Annotated in this window: 22 protein-coding genes and 1 pseudogene; 3 read left to right on the top strand and 20 right to left on the bottom strand. The window is 49.8% G+C overall.

What is annotated here, in order from left to right; translation table 11 throughout:
- Window positions 1-2: 2 nt before the first annotated feature.
- The 3 genes from BMX91_RS12495 to BMX91_RS12505 all read right to left on the bottom strand — a co-directional run bounded on the left by BMX91_RS12495 (window position 3) and on the right by BMX91_RS12505 (window position 4679).
- A complete protein-coding gene (locus BMX91_RS12495) occupies window positions 3-908 on the bottom strand; it encodes a protein-ADP-ribose hydrolase (RefSeq protein WP_092054881.1) in 906 nt (301 codons plus the stop codon).
- Between the two features lie 180 nt (window positions 909-1088).
- Entirely contained in the window at window positions 1089-3137 is a 2049-nt protein-coding gene (locus BMX91_RS12500) for a CocE/NonD family hydrolase (RefSeq protein ID WP_092054884.1), read from the bottom strand.
- A 3-nt stretch (window positions 3138-3140) separates the two neighbouring features.
- Window positions 3141-4679 carry a BCCT family transporter gene (locus tag BMX91_RS12505; protein WP_092054887.1) on the bottom strand — a complete coding sequence of 513 codons (1539 nt, stop codon included), beginning with the start codon at window positions 4677-4679 and terminating at the stop codon, window positions 3141-3143.
- 198 nt (window positions 4680-4877) lie between these two features.
- On the opposite strand from BMX91_RS12505, the gene BMX91_RS12510 reads away from it, so the two are divergent.
- Window positions 4878-5531, top strand: coding sequence for a TetR/AcrR family transcriptional regulator (locus tag BMX91_RS12510; protein ID WP_092054890.1), 654 nt, complete (start codon window positions 4878-4880; stop codon window positions 5529-5531).
- 57 nt (window positions 5532-5588) lie between these two features.
- On the opposite strand, the gene BMX91_RS12515 is transcribed toward BMX91_RS12510, so the two are convergent.
- The 5 genes from BMX91_RS12515 to BMX91_RS15800 all read right to left on the bottom strand — a co-directional run bounded on the left by BMX91_RS12515 (window position 5589) and on the right by BMX91_RS15800 (window position 10665).
- Window positions 5589-7634, bottom strand: a complete 2046-nt coding sequence (locus BMX91_RS12515; RefSeq protein ID WP_092054893.1) for a catalase — start codon at window positions 7632-7634, stop codon at window positions 5589-5591.
- 260 nt (window positions 7635-7894) lie between these two features.
- Window positions 7895-8524 (bottom strand): NADPH-dependent FMN reductase, encoded by a 630-nt coding sequence (locus BMX91_RS12520; protein ID WP_092054896.1) that lies wholly within the window; start codon window positions 8522-8524, stop codon window positions 7895-7897.
- A 54-nt stretch (window positions 8525-8578) separates the two neighbouring features.
- A complete protein-coding gene (locus BMX91_RS12525) occupies window positions 8579-9640 on the bottom strand; it encodes an LLM class flavin-dependent oxidoreductase (protein WP_092054898.1) in 1062 nt (353 codons plus the stop codon).
- Between the two features lie 229 nt (window positions 9641-9869).
- Window positions 9870-10187: a cupin domain-containing protein gene (locus BMX91_RS12530; RefSeq protein WP_092054901.1), complete on the bottom strand. Its 318-nt coding sequence runs from the start codon at window positions 10185-10187 to the stop codon at window positions 9870-9872.
- Between the two features lie 64 nt (window positions 10188-10251).
- Complete coding sequence (locus BMX91_RS15800) at window positions 10252-10665, bottom strand: hypothetical protein (RefSeq protein WP_177168386.1); 414 nt, start codon at window positions 10663-10665, stop codon at window positions 10252-10254.
- A gap of 135 nt (window positions 10666-10800) precedes the next feature.
- On the opposite strand from BMX91_RS15800, the gene BMX91_RS15805 reads away from it, so the two are divergent.
- Window positions 10801-11370, top strand: a complete 570-nt coding sequence (locus BMX91_RS15805) for a manganese efflux pump (RefSeq protein ID WP_177168387.1) — start codon at window positions 10801-10803, stop codon at window positions 11368-11370.
- Between the two features lie 122 nt (window positions 11371-11492).
- Here BMX91_RS15805 and BMX91_RS12540 read toward each other — a convergent pair whose 3' ends face one another.
- The 10 genes from BMX91_RS12540 to BMX91_RS12585 all read right to left on the bottom strand — a co-directional run bounded on the left by BMX91_RS12540 (window position 11493) and on the right by BMX91_RS12585 (window position 17767).
- Window positions 11493-12278, bottom strand: coding sequence for a CPBP family intramembrane glutamic endopeptidase (locus BMX91_RS12540; RefSeq protein ID WP_092054907.1), 786 nt, complete (start codon window positions 12276-12278; stop codon window positions 11493-11495).
- A gap of 35 nt (window positions 12279-12313) precedes the next feature.
- On the bottom strand, window positions 12314-12877 hold the full coding sequence (locus tag BMX91_RS12545) for a GNAT family N-acetyltransferase (RefSeq protein ID WP_092054909.1): 564 nt from the start codon (window positions 12875-12877) through the stop codon (window positions 12314-12316).
- 52 nt (window positions 12878-12929) lie between these two features.
- Window positions 12930-13301: a VOC family protein gene (locus tag BMX91_RS12550; protein WP_092054912.1), complete on the bottom strand. Its 372-nt coding sequence runs from the start codon at window positions 13299-13301 to the stop codon at window positions 12930-12932.
- 26 nt (window positions 13302-13327) lie between these two features.
- The gene (locus tag BMX91_RS12555) at window positions 13328-13675 is read right to left on the bottom strand and encodes a DUF4260 domain-containing protein (RefSeq protein WP_092054915.1); all 348 of its coding nucleotides are present in this window, start codon (window positions 13673-13675) and stop codon (window positions 13328-13330) included.
- On the bottom strand, window positions 13669-14211 hold the full coding sequence (locus BMX91_RS12560) for an NUDIX hydrolase (RefSeq protein WP_092054918.1): 543 nt from the start codon (window positions 14209-14211) through the stop codon (window positions 13669-13671). The genes BMX91_RS12555 and BMX91_RS12560 overlap by 7 nt, the downstream gene beginning before the upstream one ends.
- 30 nt (window positions 14212-14241) lie before the next feature.
- Window positions 14242-14940, bottom strand: a complete 699-nt coding sequence (locus BMX91_RS12565; RefSeq protein ID WP_092054921.1) for a DUF2711 family protein — start codon at window positions 14938-14940, stop codon at window positions 14242-14244.
- A gap of 41 nt (window positions 14941-14981) precedes the next feature.
- A complete protein-coding gene (locus BMX91_RS12570) occupies window positions 14982-15356 on the bottom strand; it encodes a hypothetical protein (protein ID WP_092054928.1) in 375 nt (124 codons plus the stop codon).
- A gap of 105 nt (window positions 15357-15461) precedes the next feature.
- A complete protein-coding gene (locus tag BMX91_RS12575) occupies window positions 15462-16148 on the bottom strand; it encodes a YjjG family noncanonical pyrimidine nucleotidase (protein WP_092054931.1) in 687 nt (228 codons plus the stop codon).
- Between the two features lie 82 nt (window positions 16149-16230).
- Window positions 16231-17193 (bottom strand): tRNA dihydrouridine synthase, encoded by a 963-nt coding sequence (locus BMX91_RS12580; protein ID WP_092054934.1) that lies wholly within the window; start codon window positions 17191-17193, stop codon window positions 16231-16233.
- Window positions 17194-17299: 106 nt separating this feature from the next.
- Window positions 17300-17767 carry an OsmC family protein gene (locus tag BMX91_RS12585; RefSeq protein WP_092054937.1) on the bottom strand — a complete coding sequence of 156 codons (468 nt, stop codon included), beginning with the start codon at window positions 17765-17767 and terminating at the stop codon, window positions 17300-17302.
- Window positions 17768-17945: 178 nt separating this feature from the next.
- Here BMX91_RS12585 and BMX91_RS12590 point away from each other — a divergent pair, with 178 nt between their 5' ends.
- Window positions 17946-19562 carry a thiamine pyrophosphate-binding protein gene (locus BMX91_RS12590; protein WP_092054940.1) on the top strand — a complete coding sequence of 539 codons (1617 nt, stop codon included), beginning with the start codon at window positions 17946-17948 and terminating at the stop codon, window positions 19560-19562.
- Between the two features lie 215 nt (window positions 19563-19777).
- Here the strand turns inward: BMX91_RS12590 and BMX91_RS12595 are convergent, their stop codons facing one another.
- Complete coding sequence (locus BMX91_RS12595; RefSeq protein ID WP_177168388.1) at window positions 19778-23806, bottom strand: NACHT domain-containing protein; 4029 nt, start codon at window positions 23804-23806, stop codon at window positions 19778-19780.
- A 137-nt stretch (window positions 23807-23943) separates the two neighbouring features.
- A pseudogene (locus tag BMX91_RS15935) lies at window positions 23944-24360 on the bottom strand (hypothetical protein); the annotation flags it as partial.
- Window positions 24361-24379 lie beyond the last annotated feature (19 nt).

The following is a 24379-nucleotide window of genomic DNA, read 5'->3' on the forward strand; positions in this document are numbered from 1 at the left end:
TATTATTTTACTCCGAACACATCTTTATATGCAGCCTCGTCTTCATCACCAAAAACGTTGAAAACGATTTTGGTGAACCGATCCGGATGGTCGTCGAGCCATCCATTCACCGTCTCCACTGCCACATTCGCGGCTTCTTTTTTCGGGTAGCCGAATTCGCCTGTTGAAATCGCGCAGAAAGTGATCGTCTTGATCTCCTCCACTTCGGCAGCTGCCTCCAGGCAGGATACATAGCAGGAAGCAAGCCGGTTCCTTTCTTCCCCAGTCGGTGTCCTGCCGCCATCAATAATCGGCCCGACTGTATGAAGGACAAATTTCGAAGGCAGATTATAACCCCGCGTCACTTTGGCACTTCCTGTTTGCTCCGGTTGCCGCTGCATTGCCAATATGGTATTGCAATCCTCCCGCAGTTCCGGCCCTGCCGCGGAATGAATCGCGTTATCGATGCATTCATGGAGCGGTTGCCAGCATCCCAAAAGCTGCTCATTCGCCGCGTTGACGATAGCATCGGTGCCGATACGTGTAATATCTCCCCGCCACAGCGCCATCTGTCCGGCATGTGAGACAGGTGTCCCCGGGAATTGTTCCGCCGCTGTCCCCAGCGCCGTTTCCGCGACCACGCCCTTTTCCCTCAGCTCCAGCTGCAGCAAAGCGTCGAGACTGTTCAGGAAGTCCGGCTCCATCGGATACGGAGGACGGATGTTCAGAAGCCCACGGAGAAGCTTCCGTTTCTCATCGTAGGATTCCGGAATTTCTGCCCCTTCCGGCATTTCGGGCTCACCAAGCAGTGTATCGATCAGGCCTTCCGTGACTCTGACGCGCTCCAGCGGGTTGAGCGGATCGATCGGGATGATCCGTTCATTCAGGTGGATGGCCGGGCCGTACTCTTCTATAGCCAGTTGTCCCATTTGATCAGCTCTCTTCCGTAACTATGGTTCTTTCTCTTCTCCTCTTCACTTCCAGACCCGTCCGGCTTTTTCCTGCCATCGTGCAGCATAAATCTTCACGGAACGACGACAAGGTGCAGGATCAGACAACAAAATACGCCCGACCCGGAAAATCCGGATCGGGCGCTTCTTCGTGTTCTTTTAAGTAAAGTCACGTGGAATTTCTGCTTCCCACGTTTTGTCGAATACTTCCTTGTCACCTTCATAGGCAGTCAGGCGGTTCGTCAGGTAGTAGTTTTTCTCGTCAGCGGTCATAACGCTTTTCGTAACCAGATGGGTCTGCCAGTCTCCCCGGCCGACATCCAGCGTCCAGTCGCATTCGACCCTGGCGCTAAGCGGGTCTCCGCCTCTGATCGTATAAACGTTACGGTTCGTGCTACCGTATTCCAGTCCGTTGACATGCAGGCGGCGGGCACCTTCATCGGAGAAGTCATCCAGCGTCCAGATGTCCGTGACCACATCATGCTTGATCTCGCGTGTCCGACCGGCCTCCCGGAGGATGTCTTTCGTCAGGACAGGAGCGGTTTCGGCAGGCGCGAATGGCTTCAGCTCCGCGTCGATCTCCTTTTCTCCGCGAATCGGCAAAGATAGGTATGTGTTCTCGGAAGGATAGACGGTGAGTGTCGCTTCTTCCGGCACCGGCCATGCATGCGGCCAGTAGTTCGGTGAAATGGCAAGCTGCCACTGATGCCCTTCTGCCAGTGTATAGCCGATCACATCCATCTTCACGTCAACCGTATATGTCTTGCCCGGCTCGAGCGCTTCAGGGAATTCATCGCTGTCACGATGGGACAGGTTCAGCATCCCCCAAGTCACCCGGGTGGAAGAACCGTCCGGTGCGACATCATTCAGGCGGACCGCAATCAATGCATGCGTTTTGTCGGAAGACAGTTCCACGCTGAAAGTCGGGTGCCCAAGAATCGGCGTGTCATGTTCGACCGGTTCCGATTCAAAGACGACGGCATATCCGTTTTCATTCCGCTGGTCTGCCGGCAGATCTCCAGGCTGGCCGAACGGACAGTAGACACCCGCGTGCAGCCCGTGCTGCTGGACGCTTACGACCTGGATGGCATCGCCGCCCGCAGGCTTTGCTGCGAGCTTATTTTCATCCAGGTAAAGGCGCTGGTCCTTGATCGCTGCCGGCGGCCATTGTTTTTCTGCGACCCAGTGACCCGGACGGTAGTCGTAGCTTGTCTGCGGCGGCACACTGTCCTGAAGGTAAGCCCTGAGCATCGGCTCTTCCATGATGCCCGTGTCCTCCCCCTTCAGCCACTGATTCCACCAGCGCAGGCATTCCTGCAGGAAACCGATCTGAGGGCCGGGCACCGCCATTTCCGGATACTCATGCGCCCATGGCCCGATGAGGCCCTTGCGCGGGACGTCCAGATTTTCCAGCATTCTCGGGATGGCATTCGGGTAGCCGTCCGCCCATCCGCCGACTGCAAAGACAGGGATTTCAATTGCCTTATAGTCCTCATTGACTGAGCCGTGCTTCCAGTAGGCGTCGCGGCGCTGGTGACGGACCCATTCCTCGACGTAAGGAGGTGTGTTTTCCATTCGGTTCAGCCACATTTCCCGCCATGCGTCGCCGACCACTTCCGGATCCGCGGGACGCGCGTTGTAGGCGAACATCGTCGAAGACCACCAGAGCATGTCCGATGCCAGCATCGCACCGCCTTTGTAATGGACATCGTCCGCGTAACGGTCGTCGGTCGAGCAGATCGTAATGATCGACTTTAGCTGTCTTGGCCGTCGAGCGGCCACCTGCAGCCCGTTAAAACCGCCCCACGACTTTCCGATCATGCCGACACTTCCCGTCGACCACGGCTGCTTCTCGATCCATTCCAGGACTTCCAGTGCGTCATCCTGCTCCTGCTTCAGATATTCGTCATACAGGATGCCGTCCGAATCCCCGGTCCCGCGGATATCGACCCGGATGCTTGCATATCCGTGCCCTGCAAAATAAGGATGCCGGAGTGAGTCGCGCAGTGCAGTAAATTCGTTTTTCCTGTACGGCAGATATTCAAGAATTGCCGGAACCGGATTTTCCTTTGCGTCTTCCGGAAGCCAGATCTTGGCGGACAGCTTTGTTCCGTCAGACATCGGAATCCAAATGTTGTTCAGTTCTTTCACTTTATGCGGAAATTCATCCCGAACAGATCGGTTTGTTTCTCGTACGTTAAATACCAACGGTTATTCCTCCTTGGAAGCCTGAGTGATTACAAACCCTGATTTTTTGGGGAAGTCCTTCTTGAGCCATCTGATCAGCGAAACAATCAGCAGAAGGTAGAACAGGAAGATCGGGATCGACACGATGACTGCCGATGTCTGGACAACCCTGAGGCCGCCGACAAGAAGAAGAGAAATTCCCATTACCGCAAGCACGCCTCCCCAGATCATGCGGTGCCAGCGGGCCGGTTCCTGTCCCGGTCGCATCTCTTTTGTAGCGATGGCGGCCAGGACATAGGTCGCAGAGTCGAGTGATGTCGATAGGAAAATCACGGCCAGGACGATGAAGAACGGCAGGACGATGGCGCTCAGCGGCAACGAACTCAGAATCTCGACAATCGCCGCATCGCCGCCCTTTTCTGCAAGGATTCCGGAAAGATCCAGCTTGCCGGTCAATTCGGCATTCATCGAGTAGCCGCCAAAGACCATAAAGTAGATCCAAGCTCCGACCGATCCCCAGAGGAGCATATGCATGATCAGCTGACGGATGGTCCGGCCTCTGGAGATCCGCGCAACGAACAGTCCCATGAATGGCGCCGTAGCTGCGAACCAGGCCCAGTAAAAGACTGTCCACGCCTGAGGGAACCCGCCCTGCCCGATCGGGTCCGTATAAAAGCTCATCATGGCGAAATTCTGGATCATCATACCGAAGCTGTTCGTGAAGTAAGTCAGGATGAACAGCGTAGGACCGGCAAGAAGTACGAAGATCGCCAGTGCGAGAGCGAGGTAGACGTTCAGGTCGCTCAGGCGGCGGATCCCTTTATGCAGGCCGAGATAGGCACTTGCCGAGTAAACGACAGTGATCAGGATGACCAGGATGGCATCCAGCATCAGTGACGGTTCAAGTCCGAATACACGGGCGACGACCTGGGAGACCATCGGCACGCCCAGGCCGAGCGTTGTTCCGAGTCCTCCGATTAGGCTCCAGATTACGAGAATATCAATCACCTTGCCCAGCCAGCCGTCCGCATACTTACCTAGCGCACCGCGAAGCGCCACGCTCATCTTGAGGGAAGGCTGCTTCCTGATGAAATAGGAATAGGCGATGACAACTGTCGGGAATGCGTACAAGGACCATGCGGAAATTCCCCAATGGAAGAGCGCGTATGTCAGCGACCACTCCGCTGCCGCCTGGCTGCCGGGTTCAATTCCGAATGGGGGTCCCGAGTAGTAGTAGAGCGGCTCTACCATGGACCAATACATGATACTTGTCCCCATCCCCGCCGTGAACAGCATCGTGCCCCAGCTGAATGTCGAGAATTCCGGCTTTCCTTCACCCAGCCGGATCTTGCCGAAACGGCTGAATGCCAGCCAGATTAATAATACAAACAGGCCGATCGTTAGAAACTGCCAAGCCCAATCCATTTTAAATGTGATGCCGGTCATGATCTGATCAAGTACCGGTTCTGCGCTTTCGCGGAAGATCACCAAAGACACCGTGGCCAACAGGACCACAATAATCGCAAACCAGAAGATAAAGGAATCTATCCGTGCATTCTGCACCCAATCACCTCTCAAATGTTTTTAGGTATCCAATTGCCGATATGCATGTGAAGTCACACTTGCAATCAGAAAGAATTACAATCATGATATATAAAGTAATCATGATTATTTTTATAACATTGATTATGCTAACATATGATAAAGTAGTTTGCAAAAGCGCTTTCTATATTTATCTGAAGACGGAGGTGCCTGTCCGGTATGACAAACAAGCAACTGCAGAAGAGCCGGATGTGGAAGTATTTCATTGAAGCGACAGTGGAAATCATCCATGAAGAAGGAATCGACAAAGTGACGATCCGCAAAGTGGCGGACCGCGCCGGTTATAATAGTGCCACTCTCTATAACTATTTCAGCGAACTGTCCCATCTGAAGTTCTTCGCAGCGATGCGGCTTTTGGGCGGTTATATCGAAGAAGTGACTGCGCGGATGGAAGACGGTGAAACGCCCCTCGACAAGTATGTCATTGCCTGGGAAAGCTTTATCCGCCATTCGTTCAGGTCGCCCAAACTTTTCAATGCGGTCTTTATCATGGACCTCGGGGACCAGCCGGAAAAACTCATGCAGCGTTATTATGAGGTTTACCCGGCAGAACTGGTCAATGTCCCAGACGAACTCCAGCCCACCCTGTTTGAACGGAGCGTAATGAAACGGGGGAAATCCATGCTTCAGATGGCCGCCGAGGAAGGCCAGATTCAGATTGAACAGATGAATCCGGTCAATGAAAAGACGAACCTCATCTGGCAGGGCATGATGACGAACATCCTCAATAACCGTCTTGACTACGATATTGGGGAAGCGGAAGAGAATACGATGAAATATGTTCGCGAAGTCATCGAGGACGCCCGCTTATAATTGAGCGTTAATACGCCCGACCCGGCATTTGCCGGATCGGGCGTGTTTGTCTTTTTATCAGGTACGGTCCCAGAAACGCTTCATCGCAAGTGCTTCGATGTACTGGTCCGCGAATTCCGGATTGTTTTCCGCCATGACGACGCCGTCCAGGTTATTGGCTTCGGTGCTCATGGCATACTGGGCGGCACCTGCCCCGACGGCAATCGGCTTCATGAACATGTAGTGCATCTTAAAGAAGTCCATCGCGCCCTGGTCGAATTTGAGCTGATTCATCTTCGCCTTGCCGCCGACCAGGTAGACCGAATCATACAGCGTCGGGTGGACCGTCAGAAAACTATTGGTCGGCGTAAGCTCCATACCGTTATTTCCTGTTACCGGAGCCAGTGTCTCGGAAATAATGTCGATTACCGCTCCGACGCCTTTCAGCGCCGCAAGTGCTTTGTCGACTTCCTTTTCGTCGAATCCGTCACCGATGACGACCGCGACCCTGGAAGTCATCGCCGAATGCGGCGAATTCAGCTGGCTCAGGGAAGGAAAGCTTTTTTCATAGTCGACATGCTTGGTTTTCGGTGGTGTCGCGCCGACGTTTTGCGCGAGCATCGTCGCCATTTCAGTATCGACGTTCGCGAACATCTCCACCGTCTTCTGACGGAGTTCCTTGTTTTTCACGCCGCCAACATGGAAGCTGAACGACTCGATCAGGTCCTGCTTCTCCGGCATCGACAGGCTGTTCCAGAACATGCGCGGCTGAGAGTAGTAATCCTGGAACGAATCACTCGGATGCTCCCTCGTCACATGGCCTTCGACCTTCTCCGGATAATTCTCGTAACCTTCCGGGGCTGGCGTTTCATGAGGCGTGTTGTCAGCTTGCATGTTGTTGTGGAAGTGCACATTGTCCTGCTCGATCGGATACTTCAGGTAGCTGTCACGCAGGTTGTGGTTCACGTCGGAAATCGGCCGGTTGATCGGCAGTTCTTCATAGTTCGCGGAGTGATGGCGATGGAGTTCCGTGTCCCGGTAGGCGAATGAACGGCCCTGCAGCACCGGATCATTTGTGAACTCGATGCCCGGGACGAGGTTTGCCGGGTTGAAAGCGGATTGTTCCGTTTCGGCGAAGAAGTTGTCCTGGAGGCGGTTCAGCACCATCTTGCCGACCACCTTCGGCGGCACTTCCTCCTCCGGCCACAGCTTGGTGTCGTCGAGGATATCAAAGTCGAACTTGAACTCGTCTTCCTCATCGATCAGCTGGACACACAGGTCGTACTCCGGATATGCACCGCTCTCGATCGCTTCGATGATGTCGCGGCGGTGGAAGTCCGGATCGACACCGCCGATCATGTTCCCTTCATCCAAGGTGATCGAATGGACGCCGAGCTTCGGCTTCCAGATAAATCGGACGAACGTGGACTTGCCTTTTTCATTAACGAGACGGAACGTATTGACCGGGAAACCTTCCATCATGCGCCAGCTGCGCGGACGGCCGCGCATCGACATGAGCCACATGACCATATGCGCCGATTCCGGGTTGCTTGTGACATAGTCCCAGAAGTTGTCGTGTGCGGTGGTCGCCTGCGGCATGTGCTGCCGTGGTTCCGGCTTTGCCGCATGGGTCACATCCATGAACTTCATCGCGTCGGCCAGGATAAACACCGGGAACTGGAGCGCCAGCATGTCATAATTGCCTTCCTCGGTGTAAAACTTTGTGGCGAATCCGCGAATGTCGACCGCCGTGTCCTTAGATCCCTTATTCCCCTGGAAGTTGGAGAAGCGGACGAATACCGGTGTTTTCGTGCCGGGTTCAAGGAATTTCGCCATCGTGTAGTCCTTCATCGACTCCGTCGCCACGAATTCACCGTGGACCCCGTAGCCGCGGGCGTGGACGACTTTCTCCGGAATCCGTTCACGGTTAAAGTGCGACTGCTTTTTGTAGAAGTGGAAATCCTGCATGAGGAGCGGACCGCGCTTGCCGGCGCGAAGCGTCTTCTGGTCATTGGCGACTTTGTTGCCGTTGATGTCGGTCATCGGTTTGCCGGTGTTCTCACGGCGGAACTGTTCCAGCTGCTCGTGTTTCTTGTTTGTCGTGCCTTCGTGTTTGTGATCCATGCTTCCACCCTTTTCCTCATTATTTTGCAAGGCTTCCCGGTTTTTGGCCAGGTTCTCTCTGAACCCGTAATCGATGCCGGATTCAAGAAACCTGCAGCCACGTCTCCCATTTCGCCTTAATCCGTACACTTCTTCCCCTGCCTTGCTTCTATCAAACCAGTAATAATGGGAATGCTGGCAGATTCATGGTTGGCCATGATTCTCCTCAAACCAAAAAAGCCACCATCCTCATGGGTTGGTGACTTTTGATAGTGGTTGGTTTAGACCATGCTCGGTTCTTTCGCGCCTTCACGGACCGTCTTGAACGCAGCGGCCCATTCGTTGACTTCGCCGAGCATCGTGCTGACATTTTCGAGGTGCAGCTCGGCCGGCTTGAACTCGGAGAAGTTCTCGAAGTCGGTAAAGAGGGAGAGCGTTGGGTGCGTCCGGACATCGGCAACCGAAAGTTCGCCGAAGATACCGCGCAGGTGTTCCGCCGCACGCGCGCCGCCCGTCGAACCGTAGCTGATGATTCCGGCAGGCTTATCCGCCCATGCTTCCCGCGCAGTGTCGAGTGCGTTTTTCAGGACGCCGGAAATGCTGTGGTTGTACTCCTGGACGATGAAGACGAAACCGTCAAGACTTGCGAGCTTCTCGTTCCATTTTGCGATGCCCGGCTCCGAACCGTCGGTCGTTCCGACAAACGGAAGCTGGTAATCCTGGATATCGATGATTTCATAGTTGGCATCATTGCGTCCGTCCGCGATGCCTTTGAGCCACTCGCCGACCTGCGGGCTCACGCGTCCCTCACGCGTTGAACCGAGGATGATGCCGATTTTAAGTTTTTCCGGCACTGCCGGTGCTGGTGCCGTTTCCTGTTTCCTGCCGAATAGTTTAGAGAAAAATCCCATGTTAATTCACTCCTGAACAAAAGTTTTCCAAAGGCTGTTTTTGACGATTTACGCTTAACCGATTGCTTTTCGGACTGCCGGAGCCACCTCAGTAGCAAGGAGTTCGATGCTCCGGGCAACCTGTTCAAAAGGCTGGCCGCCGATGTCCAATTGCGCGAGGAACCGGGTGTGTCCGAACAATTCATGCTGGCGGAGGATCTTCTCAGTCACTTCTTCCGGGCTGCCTACAAACAGTGCATTGTCCGGACCGGTGATTTCACCGAAGTCCTCCCGGCTCATCCGGAAAGCCATGCCACGCTGGCGGTTCACCTCAGCCCAGTAGCCCGAGTAGTAAGGATAGAAGATGTCCCTGGCGGCTTCGCCGTCCTCTGCCAGGAAGCCGTGCCCCGTGACGCCGACACGGAGGGAATCAGGATCATGTCCTGCCTCTTCACCCGCCTGCCTGTACAGATCGAGAAACGGCTTGAAGCGGCCGAGCGGACCACCAAGGATGGCAAGCGCCATGCCGGCACCGAGCCTTCCCGCTCTTATAGCACTTTCCGGTGTCCCCCCGACACCAATCCAGAATGGAATTTCCGGCTGCGCGGGACGTGGCGCGATTTCAGCTTTCCGTAGAGGAGCGCGGAAACGCCCGCTCCAGTCCACGACCTCATTTTCATTCAGCAGACGGAACAGCTGCGAGTTCTCCTCGAACAGCGCATCGTAATCCGCCGTGTCGAATCCAAACAGAGGAAATGATTCAATGAAGGCTCCGCGGCCGGCCATCACTTCCGCACGACCGTTCGACAGCAGGTCGAGTGTCGCGAAGTCCTCGAAAAGCCGGACCGGATCGACTGTGCTGAGGACTGTCGTCGTGCTCGTCAGCCGGATTCGTTCTGTTGCCTGTGCGACCGCAGCAAGTACGACCGGCGGTGAAGAAACCGCGTAGTCCAGCCTGTGATGCTCACCCACGCCGAACACGTCGAGCCCGAGATGGTCTGCCAGCTTTGCCGCCTCAAGAATTTCATTTAGGCGCTGACCAGCAGAAACTGTTTTTCCGGTATGGGGATCCTTCACAATATCGCCGAGTGTATAGACGCCGATCTCAAATGCCGGCTTTCCAGTCAATGAATTCATCCTTCTGTTTCACTCCTGATGTAAAGATTGAAAATGGCCGTGAGGTGGCGGAGCCGACTTTCGAGACGTCCGGACACATTGGTTACTTTTCGTAATTAACTATATTTTAATATCTCGATTTCGTCAAGTCTATTGAATCAATAAATTGAATGGCACGCAAAAAGCCATCCACTCTGTTAGAGGATGGCTTACTTGTCATACACTATCCAGGCTTTCACCGCCGTTAAGACTATCCAATTTTCGTCAGGGTTCCAAATAAAGTCGTCCGGTTATCGCCGTTATTCTCAAATCCGATCATTTCCTTTTCATCACAGAACAGGACATCCCCTCTAGTCGCCATGACTTCCTCACCGTCAACCGTGAACGTGCCGCTCCCCTCCGTCACGACAAGGTACAGTTCCTTTCCGGGATGACTGTGCGCCTTCATAGACTGACCCGGAAGGAAGTTCAGTGTGAATGCCGTGCTATTCTCGTTTTTCATGAAATCGACTTTCGTGAACCGATTATCGTCAAACTGCTGGAACGCCTTGAGTGCCTGGTGATCCATGTGCATGCCTCCTCCATAATGGTACTTGTACTATACCGTTGCCGCCTATCCGGGAAACCACTTATCAGAAAATCCACGCTTCCTGTTTGAATGCCGCAAGCTGTCTGACGGCCTCCCGGATCTCCTGCCCTCCCGGCGGCAGGTCAACGGTCCCTCGGGAGTGCTGCACCGATCCGTCATCATAACGGATCGTCACCTCGTATGTCCTTCCTTCCAGAACCGGAGAACCGAAATCCGTTTTCCATTGATTGACGCGAAAATCCGTGAGTAAAGATTCAAGAAAAGCCGCTGATTGGTCCGGATCAATCTCATATTCATCTTTCTGGTGGAAGATACCTCCCGCGTCATCAATGGCAATGATCTCATGGATAATTACTCCATCCCTCGTGATGCGAACGTCATGAACCCGGTCTTCGTTTGGACGGAGCGGGCCGCTTTCCGTGGTTTCAAATCGGATGGACCTGATGCTAGTTTTCATTTGTCGGCTCCTTTCCCGCTAGTTCAGCCGCGCTTTTGTCGGCGCCGACTTCATTGCATAATGAACAACAAATCATGCCCAGTACCTTCTTCACTCTGCCCATATACTGATTGGATATGGAGGGAGGAGGAGATCGTGCAATGGTTAACGATTTTGTTTTTGGGAATCGCAGCAAACCTGGATAATTTGGGGTTCGGCCTGGCTTACGGCATCCAAAAAGTCCGGATTCCGATCCTCTCGAACGCTGTGATTGCAATCTTGTCTATGATGGTCACCGCTCTGGCCATGGTGGCTGCGGAAGGCCTGGCCTACATCATGCCAGAGCAAATCGCAAACCGGCTTGGCGGTTTCATGCTTTGTTTGATCGGAGTGTGGATGCTTATCCAGGAATTGAAGCCAAATCAGGCTCTCTGCAAAAACAACTTACATGCCGATAAAGACGGTAACCGGATCCTCTCCGTTCGTGAAGTCCTTCCACCAGGCTTCCTGCTGTCCGCCAATTCACTCGCTGGCGGTTTCGGCATGGGTGTGAGCGGAGGCCCGATGACTGCTACAGTATTGTCCATTGGGGTATTCTCCTTCCTTACGATCCATTGCGGCAACCGTTTTGGAGGCGCTCTCACCCGCTTCTATTTAGGACGACACCCCGGCGTCCTTGCGGGCGGGCTGCTCATTGTCATCGGAATCGTGGAGATGGCCATCTAATAGGCACTAGCCTCGCACTCATTTTGATCCGCATGTCATTGTGCTCCTGGTTTGACTGGAGCGGCCCGCTCTCGGTGGTTTCAAAACGATTTCATTGATCACGGACATGCCTCCTCTCCTTCTCAAACCGTTGACTTTCTTTTGATGACTTGAATGTTGTTCAAGTGCATTCCATAAGCCAGCGCCATCATGCCCGTCACTACCGTATAAAGCAGCAATTTGGACAGTTCCTCCTGTTCTGCTGTTACGGATTGCAGCCCGCCGGACAGATAGAAGACATTCAGCATCCCGTGCAGGATGGCCGCCGGGATGACCGATCGGCCAATTTCTCTAACATAGGTGAGCATAATGGAGATCAAGAACAACAGACCAATGTAAGATGTGATTCCCACCCACAAATTCTCGTATCCTTTATAAAAAACGGCAATCGGCAAGTGCCATAGCGACCAGACTGCAGCCGTGATGATTGCTGTCCGGAACAGGGAATGTTTTTTTCGCAGGAGGTGATGTAAGTTTCCGCGCCAAACAACTTCTTCCAATAATGCGGATAAGGACGCAACGGTCAGGCCGGATACCAACAACAGACCCAGTTCCTTCTCCTGCTCGACCAGAAACTGCATGTCCTGAAAGCTTAGATAGACATGAAAAATGATTCCGAGCAATACCGGGAGGAGTATGGAAAACACCATGTTTTTCAAGGTCGGACGGTGCAGGCCCAATGTGGATCTGACCTGGAGTTTACAATAAAGTGCCTGATAGGCGAAGACGACGGTCAGCGGGACTGCCATCACCGCCCCCAGAACCGCGCGTCCGTCTTCCAACCAGATGAGGACGGTATGGACAAAGAAAGTGACCAGATAGATGAGGGCTATGGTCATTCCAACAGGTTTCTTCCGGATTTGCTTCACCCTCCCACTCCCCTTTAGCTACTCCCTCAGGAATCTTAGCCAACCCGATCCGCTAAATCGATATCCTCTTTTAAAATGGAGTACATATACAGATCATCGAACCTGCCCCGTCCGTATTCATAATGTCGCAGCAGACCTTCTCTCTGGAAACCGTTTTTCTCCACGAGCCGGAGAGAAGGCTCGTTTTCGGGTTCGATCAGTGCTTCGATCCGCTCCAGCTGGAGATGGCTGAATCCGTATCGGACCACTGCCTGTAAGGCTTCACTTGCAATGCCCTTTCCCCAATGCTCGGGGCTGAGTTCATACCCGATTTCAGCACGGAAATGTTTGGGCTCCCGGTTATGGAAACCGCAGCTTCCGATCATCTTGCCGGACTCTTTGAGCGCAATGCCCCACCGGATTCCGCTGCCTTCTTCCACAAGGGAGCGGTACCACCGGATTTCATCCAATACGTCTTCCGCCGTCTGGAAAAGTTCCATGCCGGTATGCTTCATCACTTCCGGATCGGACAGGTAGCGCAGCATATCGTCTGCATCAGCGGGAGTGGCAGCTCTCAAAAGCAATCTTTCGGTCGTGAGCTCAGGGAATTTTGTATCCATTTGAATCACCTCTCATCAGAATGCCGGCCCGATCGCTCGGGCCGGCTCACTTTTATCTATGCTGGTCCACCAGAATCGGGTTGCCGTCCGGATCTTCGATGACAAAATGCGCCGGTCCTTCCGTCGAGGTGTCCGCTTCTGTAATGAATTTAATCCCCTTTGCCTTGAGGTCTTCCTGAAGCGCCCGCACGTCCCTGAACGGATTTACTTCTTCCGCGTTGCTGTTCCACCCAGGGTTGAATGTCAGCATGTTCTTCTCGAACATCCCCTGGAACAGCCCGATCACGCAGTCCTCGTTTTTCAGAATCAGCCAGCCGTTTTCTTCGTCCCCGCCAAGCGCGGAAAAGCCGAGTTTCTCATAGAATTCCTTGGATGCCTGAAGATCCTTGACAGTCAGGCTAAGCGAAAATGCACCGATGCTCATTTGATTGCCCCCTAAATTGGTTGATATTAAACGCGGCTCAAATGGGTGTCCTTAAAGCGGGTCGGATACTTGAGCCCGTAGCCGAGCATGCGGTCCATCCCGATATGGGCCAGCCAGATCAGGCCGATTGCCAGAATGAATCCGCTGTTAAAGACGAGTCCTGCGATGATCAGGACGATCGGGATAGAAGTGGTGTGAAAGTAGTTATACATCTTGGCCCCTGTTTTCAAATCGACCAGGTATCCGAGTGCGGCAAGATCCGGTGCGAAAAGCAGGATGAAAAACATCGGCCAGCTAAGTGAATGGGAAGCATACAGGTACAGGGCAAACAGAAGAATGGCCAAGCCTTCTAGATGCAGAAGAATCCTCACCATGACGCCTGCCTCCTGTCAGTCATGCGGCAGCCGTATTGCCTGCGGATATCAAAAAGCAGCCGGATCAGGCTCGGGTAATACGGGATGAACGTGCCATCTTCAATCATCGCTTCGATTTCATCGGCTGTTGCCCATTTGGCGTCACGAACTTCCTCGTACTGCAGGGTGAGCTGTCTAAGATCGATCTCTTTTTCAATCAGATAGACGTCATTGAACCCCCGTTCAAAGTTGATGGTCAACTGTGGGCGTACCCCTTCCAGGTCGAGTCGGATTCCCAACTCCTCCTCGAGCTCCCTTGCCGCGGCTATCTGGCTACTGTCGCCAACTGTCGCGCTTCCACCCGCCGTCAGGTCCCACATGCCGGGCCAGCTTTCCTTGAACGTCTGCCTCTGCTGGATCAGCATCTTTCCTTCCCGGTTGAAGATGCACACATGAACGACCAGATGAAGGTCTCCCTCTTTGAATTCGCCGCCGCGCGTCATCGTCCTGCCTGTTTTCATTCTTTCCGCATCATAGATGTCCCACAGCTCCGCCATGTCATCGCCCCTTAGTCCCCTGTTTATGGATCAATTTCTGACGCTCCAGTAGATTTCTGTCCGGTCGTCGCAGTAGAAGCCTTCCAAGTTACAGTTTTGGACGATCCGCTCCAGCCTCTTTCCATCATTTGAGCAGATCATTGAAAAATGGCTGTCCCAATGGGTCGTGATGAGGAGAGATTGCTCATGCGTAAACAGATTATTCCTTTCCATCATGTCACCCGTGATCAGGTCATCAATATATTCAAGTTTCCGCTCCGTGCAAAATTCGTCGCCAACCCAGAGCCACTCGTACCCCTCTTTCTTCACGGCACCCAATACGTCATTGATCAGCAGCTCCGGCAAGAACCCTTCAGTTGGCGGAACCAGACGGTGCTCCGCGCACACTGCAAAGACTCTTTCAGCAAGCTGTTCGTCAGCATATTTTTCTTTTAGTCCGCTGATCCCAGTGCGAAGGCCGATATCCAGTTGGCGAACCGATTTGATTCCGGAGAGCGAAAGAAACTCCTGCCACCCGACAGCTTCACAGTGCCGCATGATCTCTTGCTTTCCCAGTCGAGGGTCTGAAAAATACTGTTCAAGCGGTAAGGTCACTGGCTTGATGAACGGATGGAAGAAGATAAAGACATCACTGAAAATATCCTGATAGAACGACTTGATCGGGACCTCATCATTTGAACAGACCGCATACCTATGCGGTGGCGGCAAGTGCCTGACTTCTTCCTCCATCCGGTTCCCCCTCTTTTCTGATACGATTTCCTATCGTTTATTTAGACATCACATTCTCTGCATTGTTCATCGATTGCCTGTATCGCAAGCTCCAGTGATTTCAGCCTGCGTTCGAGCAATGTACGCTGGGGGCTGCCGGTCTTGGAATTAGCATATGCCTTTTCAATGGACGGCATCAGACCGCGGAGCACAGTGCGGGCATCTGACAATACCCCTTGCCCGTAATGATGGGATTGTCGGTTCCAGACGTTCTCCAACAGGGCCAGCCCGATCCTCATCGCATGGAGCCGCTTCTCGATCAGAGTCGTATTGGCTCCTTTTTCCTTCATCTGCGCCAACCCCTTTTCCATCTTGCGGATGGTTGATTGGAAAGACTGGATGGACTCTGTTTTGATGGTTTCCGTAACGCTATTCAAACCGGCACCCCCTTTTCTCTAGTAATCTATTCCAATTATCACACAACCACAAATCCAGTTGAAGACGGACCAATAAAAAAACGAACCCCATTGCTGGGGCTCGCATCAGATGACAATGTCCAAAAGATCTTCTAGCCTACTGATTTCATACGTAGGAACGATCGGTGTTTGGTTTTCCTTGTTGGCCGGATTAAACCAGCACGTGTCCACCCCGGCGTTCAGTCCGCCCTGAATATCAGAAGTCAGAGAGTCGCCGACCATCAGGACAGAAGAACGGTCCGTGATATGCAGCTGCTCAAACGCATAATCAAAGATTTCTTTTTGCGGCTTTCTAAATCCCGTGGCTTCCGAGATGATGATCTGCTCAAACGAATCTTTAAATGGAGAACGCCCGATTCTGGAGGTCTGCACATTCTTGAACCCGTTTGTGATGATGGCCAGGCGTTTGTGGGATAGGGCTTCGATGACCTTCTCGGCTCCCGGGACCAGATGCATCTGTTCTCCAAGGAAACCTAAGTAATCCTGATTAAAAACGACTGCATCCATATCCAGCTCATGCTCCAGAAATAATCTCCTGAACCGTTCTGAACCCAGTTCCCCCAGGCCCAGTTTCCCGTTTTCCAGATCGCGCCACAGGACTTCGCTAATGGTCCGGTAGCTTTTCCTGTATCGCTCAAGTCCATCCGGCAGCTCATATTTCCCGAACACACTGCCGAATGCCGCTTGCTCTGATTTGTCGAAGTCCATCAGCGTGTCATCCACGTCGAACAAAATCACATCGTACTGTTTCACAAAAGTTTCTCTCCCTTCAAATACGGACGGTCAAAATGAAAGAGCCTTCTCATTCAGAAAAGGCTCTTTCCTGCTTATCCAATCAGGCTTCCGGATCAAACCGGTCCAGCAGCGCACGTGCTTCGTCGGTGGACTTTGTCTGCATCAGCAGATTCCTCAGCTCGCCCGCTCCGCGGAACCCTTTGACGTAGATCTTGAAAAAGCGGTGAAGCGCGGTGATGGAACGCGGCACTTCCTCGATGTATTGATCGTGAAGGTCAAGGTGCAACCTCAGAAGATCAAGGTTTTCCGTAGTGCTGTGTTCCTTCGGCTCTTTCTCGAAGGCAAACGGATTCTTGAAAATCCCGCGTCCGATCATGACGCCGTCCACTCCGTATTTCTCCACGAGCTCAAGGCCCTTCTGGCGGTCAGGGATGTCCCCGTTGATCGTCAGCAACGTATCCGGTGCCACACGGTCACGCAGTTCCTTGATTTCCGGGATCAGTTCCCAGTGCGCATCGGCCTGGCTCATTTCCTTTCTCGTCCGCAGATGGATCGAAAGGTTCGCAATATCCTGCTCCAGGATATGAGTCAGCCATTCCTGCCACTCATCGACCTCATTAAAGCCAAGACGGGTCTTCACGCTGACAGGCAGTCCGCCCGCTTTAGCCGCCTGGATCAGCTCCGCTGCAGTATCCGGTCGCAGAATCAGTCCGCTGCCCTTCCCTCTCGTGGCAACATTCGGCACCGGGCAGCCCATATTGATATCAAGACCGCTGAATCCCATTTCCGCCATACCGATGCTCATCTGGCGGAAATACTCGGGCTTGTCCCCCCAGATATGCGCCACCATCGGCTGCTCGTCTTCAGTGAAAAGCAATCGGCCGCGAACACTGCTGATCCCCTCCGGATGGCAATAGCTGTCCGAGTTCGTGAACTCGGTGAAAAACACATCCGGCCTGCCGGCTTCAGCGACGACATGTCGGAACACTACATCCGTCACATCTTCCATCGGGGCAAGCACAAAAAACGGCCGCGGCAAATTGCGCCAAAAATTCTCTTTCATTTCTTACTCCAGTCCTCTCATTGCGGATACAATCCAATCAATTATTGTTGAATCGTATCAATTAACTAAGTGAATTTCCAGCCGTGTGACCGGATTAATCGCCATTTTAAAGTTGGCTTTTTTGTTTAATCGTCCAGTGGCTGTTCACTTCTACACCGGCGTCTTTCAGAAGATTGTACAAAGGACATCTTTTTTCGACCGCCTCTTTAAGACGTTCCAAAGCATCCTCATCTTCCCCTGTCTCGACTACCATATTCAGCTGAACAGACTGAAAATAAGTCTGGACGCCTTCTACGCCACGGAAACCGCGCGGATCCAAGGTTCCGGAAGCATCATACTCAAGTCCTTCGTAGTTGAAATTCTGTTCCTTGGCTACATAGGCAACCATGATGGACGTGCAGGCCGAAAGCGCGCCCAGGAAGTACTCAAGCGGATTTGGTCCCGTGTTCGTGCCGCCAAGACGCTCCGGTTCGTCAACAGAAAAAGCCGGAAGATCCCTCACATTGACCGTATTCTCCAAGCCCTTTTCCGCCTTGCCGTTTACGCGCAGTACCGCCATCTGATGTTGTGTCATGCTGATGCTCCTCATTATTTATTGATTCATATAGTGTAGCATGATTTTTCTTGGTCCGGAATTTCTTAGATTGGCGCTTCCGTACTCCACACAGCGCGCATTTGGGACAAGTTTGCCTTGGTGCCATTAGTGGAATCCTGTTACAAGTATGCCTGTACCTTTAGGGAGGTTATTATTGATGACAAAAACAGAGCGGACCGTTGCTGAGCTGATGCTTGAACAATTGTCCATGTACGGTGTTAAGCGCATTTATGGGGTCGTGGGCGATGCCACGATCGGGTTCATCGACGCACTGGCCAAACAGGATCAGATCCAGTTCATTACAACCAAACATGAGTCGACGGCGGCATTCATGGCATCCGCCGAAGCGAAGCTGACTGGAGGGCTCGGCGTCTGTACGGCGACGATGGGTCCTGGTGCGACGAACCTGCTGAATGGCCTCGGCGATGCCCATGCAGATCGCGCCCCTGTCCTTGCGCTCACCGGACAGGCTCCTACTGACAAATTCGGAACAGCGACTCCGCAGTTCATCAATCAGCAGGATCTGGTAAAGCCTTTTGCTGCCTATTCCGCGAACCTGGCGAGCCCTGATGCCGCGGTTGATCTCCTCGAAAAAGCGGTAGGCACCGCGCTCAGGCAACGGGACGTCACCCATCTGTCCGTGCCGAAGGATCTGTTCATGGAAAAGACGACAGAAACACCGCGCCCACTCGCTGAAGTTCTCGAAGGCACCGCCGTCTTTACAAAGGAAAGCCTGGAAAAAGCGGCAGACATCATGAAATCGTCTAAACGGCCAATGATCCTCGCCGGATCTGGAGCGGCCGGTTCTGCAGAAGACCTCCAGAAACTGGCCCACTTATGGGGCGCTGGCATCCTGGTGAGCCTTGGCGGTAAAGGCTTAATTGAAGAATCCGCTCCGCTGATGCTGCAAGGCATTGGTGAAGGCGGCAACCCGCATGCGTCAGAGTTATTCAAGCAGGCGGATGTGGTCCTTCTTGCAGGAACCACCTGGTGGCCGGAGGGTCACGTCCCGACAGACGCGCGGGTGATCCAGATTGACCGCTACTTTAACCAAATCGAAAAGAACATCCCCGTCGAGCTTGGGATCGCCGGTACGACAGAAGAGGTGCTTCCTTTATTAAACGAACATCTTGAAGGCTTCTCCCGTTCTGACGACTGGGTGGCGCGTTGCCAGGATGTCAAAGAAAAATGGGCCCGTGACAATGAAAATGAGGGTAATTCCGAAGGGTATCCCGTCCACCCTTCCCGGATCATCCGCGCGCTTGATCGGACCGTCGCTCCAGACGCCATCCTCGCGCTGGATACAGGAGACAATACCGTATGGACGAACCGCAACTTCCGGCAGACCAACCAGACAACTGTATTCTCCGGCTACTGGCGGACCATGGGCTTCGGCCTCCCCGCCGCCATGACTGCCAAACTGATCCATCCGGACAAACAGGTCGTCGCGATTGTCGGAGACGGTGGACTGCAGATGGTGCTAGCGGATCTTCTCACAGCCACCCGCTACCGACTCGATATCACAGTCGTCGTACTAAACAACGAATCCCTGCAGATGGAAAAAGACAAAATCGATGTCATGGGGACAAAAGTCATCGGGACCGATCTCACCAACCCCGACTTCGTCAAACTCGCAGAAGCTTGTGGTTGGAAAGCATTTCGGCCTGAGTCGGTTGATCGGCTTGAATCGGTGTTGGAGGATGCATTTCATTTGGGTGGTCCGGCGCTTGTGGATATCAAAACAGCACAAGTTTTTTTCCCTGAGACGGAATAACGAAAAACAGCTTCCAAGCCCGTTTTTGGTTTGGAAGCTGTTTGCGTTGTTCAAATTCACATAGCTACGGCTTGGAACTTCTTGGTCAAATATTCCGCGATGTGTATATAACCAGTGTAGTCAATGAGTGCATCGAATAAAGCCTAAGACTCTTTCACCTTTACTGCACTAGATTTCCCCACACTAAACATTCCTTTTTTAAACTCCAAGGTAAACTACATGGCCCGCATAGATATAACAGCTTCATTGCGAACCCTAGGATCTTTATCATTGAGTGCATTTTCCAAAACTGTAATTGAGTTGTCTTTATTTGCCCAAGGACTAGAAGAGAGTTCTCTTACTAATTTCTTTCTCACCTCGAAAGAATTACTATTAATTAATAAAAGAATTTCAGAGGAATAAGTTACTAATATTGAAGAGTCTATAGCGAATAATGCCTCCAATAAAATTGGTGATTCTTCTTCTGAACATATATCTTTTACTAATCCTTTAATATCCCTAGGATTATTGGAGAGGTAAATTGAAAGAACTTCTAACCCCGCTTCTTTTACATCTTGTCTCGGATGTTGAGAGAAGTACTTCCTTTCCTCAAAAGTTAATAAAATTGATTCTCTTAATAACCTAATTAAATCTGGCAATGGGCTTTCTGGAACTACTTTGCATTCGGGACAATGAGAACCAATAACGTTTATGTTATCCTTTTCACATTTCACTCCATTATCGTTCCAAAATGATATAGATTTCTTTATTTCTTCCTCATTACATTTTCTATTTAAGTTAATCATTGCTATTGCCGCACTTTTAACAATTACCGGTTCATTATTTTTAATTCCATTAATTAATGCTTTATCAATTTCAACTTCATAATTTTGTATTTTTAAACTAGAAAGTGTATTAAATAAATATTGAATGCCATTTGATTTCTCTCCATTCAACCTTTCAAGAACTAATTCAATACAATCACCCTCAAAGGCATGTTTAAGTAACATTGAGAAATAAAATAAGCTTTCTCCCTTTGCCTCCCTTAATACATTTTTAATAGGTTCAATAAGATCTTCTTTTCCAAAACAATTCACCAGTAATAGTACTGCATTGCTAGCAATTGTTTGCGATGGATAACTTAACCCTTCTATTAACAGATCCCTATTTAATTGATTGTCACCTTTGTCCCAGTTTGGTTCTAAGCCAATGACATCTGGAATCATAGATAAAATAATACTTTCACTGTCGTGCTCTTGTAGGATCCACTGAATTTCATCATATATTCTATCTTTATCAGTTCCATGCACAAGCATCATTCCCTTGATAACTTCATCAACAACATTTAATTGCAGGTCATCAATCAAAGGATGTAAATCATATATAGGGCTATCTCCCAACCCCATGCAATGATATAGCTTGCCCAATTCTGACACAGAATCCCCTACTTTAAAAGAACTCTCTTTTCTACTTGATATATTCCTAAGAATAGATTTAAGTAATGCCTTCTCACCCTCAACCATTTTCAATGAAGTGCTTTTAAAATCAAACCGACTTAAATTTAAGTCTTCATTAAGAATATTTAATAAATCTTTTTTTCCAAGTTCATTGAATTTCTTTGATATATTTAAATGAAATCTAGCATTAAAACCAACTTCCTTAAGGTCTTTTAATACTTTTATTAGGTGAGAATCATCTACCGAATCGTCTTGCAATAATTTCTCCATTGCTAATTCAATCGTTTTATTCCATTCTAACCACTCTTCCTTCATCTTCAGTTTATTAAAATCCTCAAATGCGGAACTATCCGGAGATAATGTAATTAAGTTATTAATTTTATTTACATCAACTAACAATTTGTTTGTCAATATAGCGAGTTTATAGGCAACTAGCTTAGTCCAGGATTGATTATGTTGTAATAATGGTTCCACTAAACTAAAAGTCCAATCTGGTTCTTGTTGTGCAATTCCTTCCAAAGCTTTACCAGCCTCAAAACAAAGAATAGGCACGCTAGAGCAGAGAGTATCTATAGCTTTACTAACAACTATTCTATTTAAATCGGGGAGCGGATGAGATTCAGCTAAAATTGCACCCAAGAATGCTACATCATTATGGATATCGTGTTCCTCTTGAAAATTGCATATCAAATATTCTACAAAGAGTCGTGCACTTCCAACACCTGCTGCCAATAGAAGTGGTTCACGCCACATTGGAGAATGTTTATTCTCCCTGAAAATTTCTATTTGTTGTTGGGATGACAAGCCAGCGATATATCTACCAGCTGCGTACTCACCTAAACTTAAATGTATAAATGTGTAACCACTTTCATAGCCAGCGTTCAGCTCCTCCAACAACCCGACTTCCTTCAGAAAATCTAAACAGTCTGAGGCTACTTGTCTTGCTTTTAAAGGTTTTTCCCCTAGCTCAACTTCTATAAAAGAAGCTAATTGTTCGGTAATATCTTGCTTAGATCTACCACCAATACCATTAGAAGCATTTTGTAAAATCCACCCAATTAATTCTATAGAACGAAACACTGTTTGTTCATTCAGGTTTTTTCCATCAACTCTATCTGATTGTTTTATCCATACCTCAAGAATTTTGTTATACAACTCAGCACGATATCTTCCATAGGTTTGTCCAGAATTGTGTAATAGAATCAAAAAATTCAATAGAAGCGGACTTCTTGCTGCTACTTTCGCCATTTTATTATTTTCTAATTGTGTTTTAAAACTGCTATTCATCTCTTTTGCTTTATGTTCGTGATCATTTAATAAACCCAGTAGTTTTAGAGAGTAGGTACTTATTTCAGTTTCATCCAACGGTAATATTTCAACATGATTAAATGAATTGAAGTGGGCAGGATTGTAACCAATTGGACGAGTTGTAACTACAACTCTACTATCGTCTCTGCCCAACGACCATTCATACAATGATTCACTTACTCTTCTTCGGAGTAATCCGCATTCATCCAATCCATCGGCAATAAGAATGTTTGAATAATTTAATTCTGTTTGCAATAATTCTTTATCTCCGGCATACCCATCAAGTGCAACAGACCATAATGCATTTTCAAAAGATTTCCCCTGCTCCATTTCCTTGGCTACATGAGGAAGGCGGACATATAATACCTTTTCTCCTTTTGTTGACAATCTATTAACTGCTCTTCGAGCTAATGTGCTTTTTCCCGAGCCAGGTCCACCTATTAGAATAATTCTTGTACCCAACTCCATGATTTCTTGAGCATTTTTTCGTTTATACCTATGACTAAGCCTTTCCCATTCATGATATTTTGCAATTTCCTTTTCTAACGAATCAACCTTTCTTTCATTCGATTCCTCTAATACATGTAAACTTGCCCAAGCATGCTCAATAGATAAAGGAACATTTGCACCCGGAACAATAAAATTTTGTGTTCGGAGTTTAATCCATCGTATATACTGACTTACTTCTTCCTGGCCATTTTTAGCTTTCCTTTTAACAATATTTTTTTTTTGTTCTGTAAAGAAAGCTCTCACTTTTATATATACGGTATTATTTTGATCTACTTTACAAATACTAATGTGCCCCTCGGGAACTGCATATGAATTTGTAATGTAGGGTGCACGTGCAGAAGGAACTGCTACAGTCTTATCAGATTGGCCATATAAGTTTAGTTCCTTAAGGTGTGCCAATTCTTTTTGTCTATATCGATTCCATTTATCCGCATTCTCAGAAAGATCCTTACTAAAAACTTTTAATGATCGTACTTGTATAGAGACTACACTTTCTCCAAGTATTGGTGGCATAAATATATAGGGAATCGTAGCAGCAGAAGCAATAGAAGATCCTAAAAAGGGGACTGCCAAATAAACTATTCCTCTGACACTCTGAATAAAAGTTTGGTTTCTATGTTCAACTTGCTCTGCAAGTAGACTCTGAACAATAATCCCCCCCATACTATGGGAGATAAAATAAATACTGGTATAATCTTCAATCCTAGCCTTTATTTCTGTAAATAGGAGATTTGATATATCTTTGAATTCATGTCTATTTAATATAAATCCTGTGTCATATCCAAATGTAAAAACGTCATACCCGTCAAAAGCACTATCTTCTAGAAGCATAAGGGGCATAGATTTATGACCCTTTTTTGTCCATGTGTTAAAAGGATGTCCCTGTAGTCCATGCACAAATATAATAGCTGCATTATTCCCCTCTTGCCGAACTTCGAATAACCCTTTCCGTTCTTGGCGACCTTTTTTTTGTTTCGATAATCTATTCAAGTATCTCACCGTCTTTACCAATTCTAATGTTTTTTTGCATTATAAAGGAATTTCCATATTTTAAGACTTAGACAAAAATCTTATCTTAACTGCCCATCTCTTAATTCACATCAATTCTATTTTTCTGGGCGAGGTAATTATATACATGGAAATTTTGCGCTTTTCAATAAGTGAAATTCATCCATGTTACCGCTTCGACAAGACTCGATTGCACACGGCTGTAATTCCTTTGTATTGTAGCCACCGCTCTCCAGGATGCGGAGGTCACGGGCGAGTGTGGTCGGGATGGCAACTGACGTAAATGAGTCGCTTAGGGCGGTATTCGAGGATGGTCCGGAGCAAGTGCTTTTCGCAGCCTTCTTTTTGAGCTCGGCGTCTTCGATGGCCAAGGGACGGTAATCGACGCTGAATACTTCCATCGCTTTCTTAGCGAGGAAGAGAGAAATCGTGCCGATACCGCAGTATGCGTCGATGACGGTTTCGCTCCAGCTGAGGTTAGCGTTGTCAAGTGACTGCGTATACAGGACCTCCATCTGCTCAGGGTTGATCTGATAGTCGAGGAGAAATTTCAAA

The sequence above is a fragment of the Bhargavaea ginsengi genome (assembly GCF_900109165.1).
Lineage (GTDB): Bacteria > Bacillota > Bacilli > Bacillales_A > Planococcaceae > Bhargavaea > Bhargavaea ginsengi.

Excerpts from the sequence above, each read along its gene's own strand:
- BMX91_RS12495 (WP_092054881.1), bottom strand. The coding sequence starts at position 908 with ATGGGACAACTGGCTATAGAAGAGTACGGCCCGGCCATCCACCTGAAT.
- BMX91_RS12510 (WP_092054890.1), top strand. The coding sequence starts at position 4,878 with ATGACAAACAAGCAACTGCAGAAGAGCCGGATGTGGAAGTATTTCATT.
- BMX91_RS12515 (WP_092054893.1), bottom strand. The coding sequence starts at position 7,634 with ATGGATCACAAACACGAAGGCACGACAAACAAGAAACACGAGCAGCTG.
- BMX91_RS12520 (WP_092054896.1), bottom strand. The coding sequence starts at position 8,524 with ATGGGATTTTTCTCTAAACTATTCGGCAGGAAACAGGAAACGGCACCA.
- BMX91_RS12525 (WP_092054898.1), bottom strand. The coding sequence starts at position 9,640 with ATGAATTCATTGACTGGAAAGCCGGCATTTGAGATCGGCGTCTATACA.
- BMX91_RS12530 (WP_092054901.1), bottom strand. The coding sequence starts at position 10,187 with ATGGATCACCAGGCACTCAAGGCGTTCCAGCAGTTTGACGATAATCGG.
- BMX91_RS15800 (WP_177168386.1), bottom strand. The coding sequence starts at position 10,665 with ATGAAAACTAGCATCAGGTCCATCCGATTTGAAACCACGGAAAGCGGC.
- BMX91_RS12545 (WP_092054909.1), bottom strand. The coding sequence starts at position 12,877 with ATGGATACAAAATTCCCTGAGCTCACGACCGAAAGATTGCTTTTGAGA.
- BMX91_RS12550 (WP_092054912.1), bottom strand. The coding sequence starts at position 13,301 with ATGAGCATCGGTGCATTTTCGCTTAGCCTGACTGTCAAGGATCTTCAG.
- BMX91_RS12555 (WP_092054915.1), bottom strand. The coding sequence starts at position 13,675 with ATGGTGAGGATTCTTCTGCATCTAGAAGGCTTGGCCATTCTTCTGTTT.
- BMX91_RS12560 (WP_092054918.1), bottom strand. The coding sequence starts at position 14,211 with ATGGCGGAGCTGTGGGACATCTATGATGCGGAAAGAATGAAAACAGGC.
- BMX91_RS12565 (WP_092054921.1), bottom strand. The coding sequence starts at position 14,940 with ATGGAGGAAGAAGTCAGGCACTTGCCGCCACCGCATAGGTATGCGGTC.
- BMX91_RS12580 (WP_092054934.1), bottom strand. The coding sequence starts at position 17,193 with ATGAAAGAGAATTTTTGGCGCAATTTGCCGCGGCCGTTTTTTGTGCTT.
- BMX91_RS12585 (WP_092054937.1), bottom strand. The coding sequence starts at position 17,767 with ATGACACAACATCAGATGGCGGTACTGCGCGTAAACGGCAAGGCGGAA.
- BMX91_RS12590 (WP_092054940.1), top strand. The coding sequence starts at position 17,946 with ATGACAAAAACAGAGCGGACCGTTGCTGAGCTGATGCTTGAACAATTG.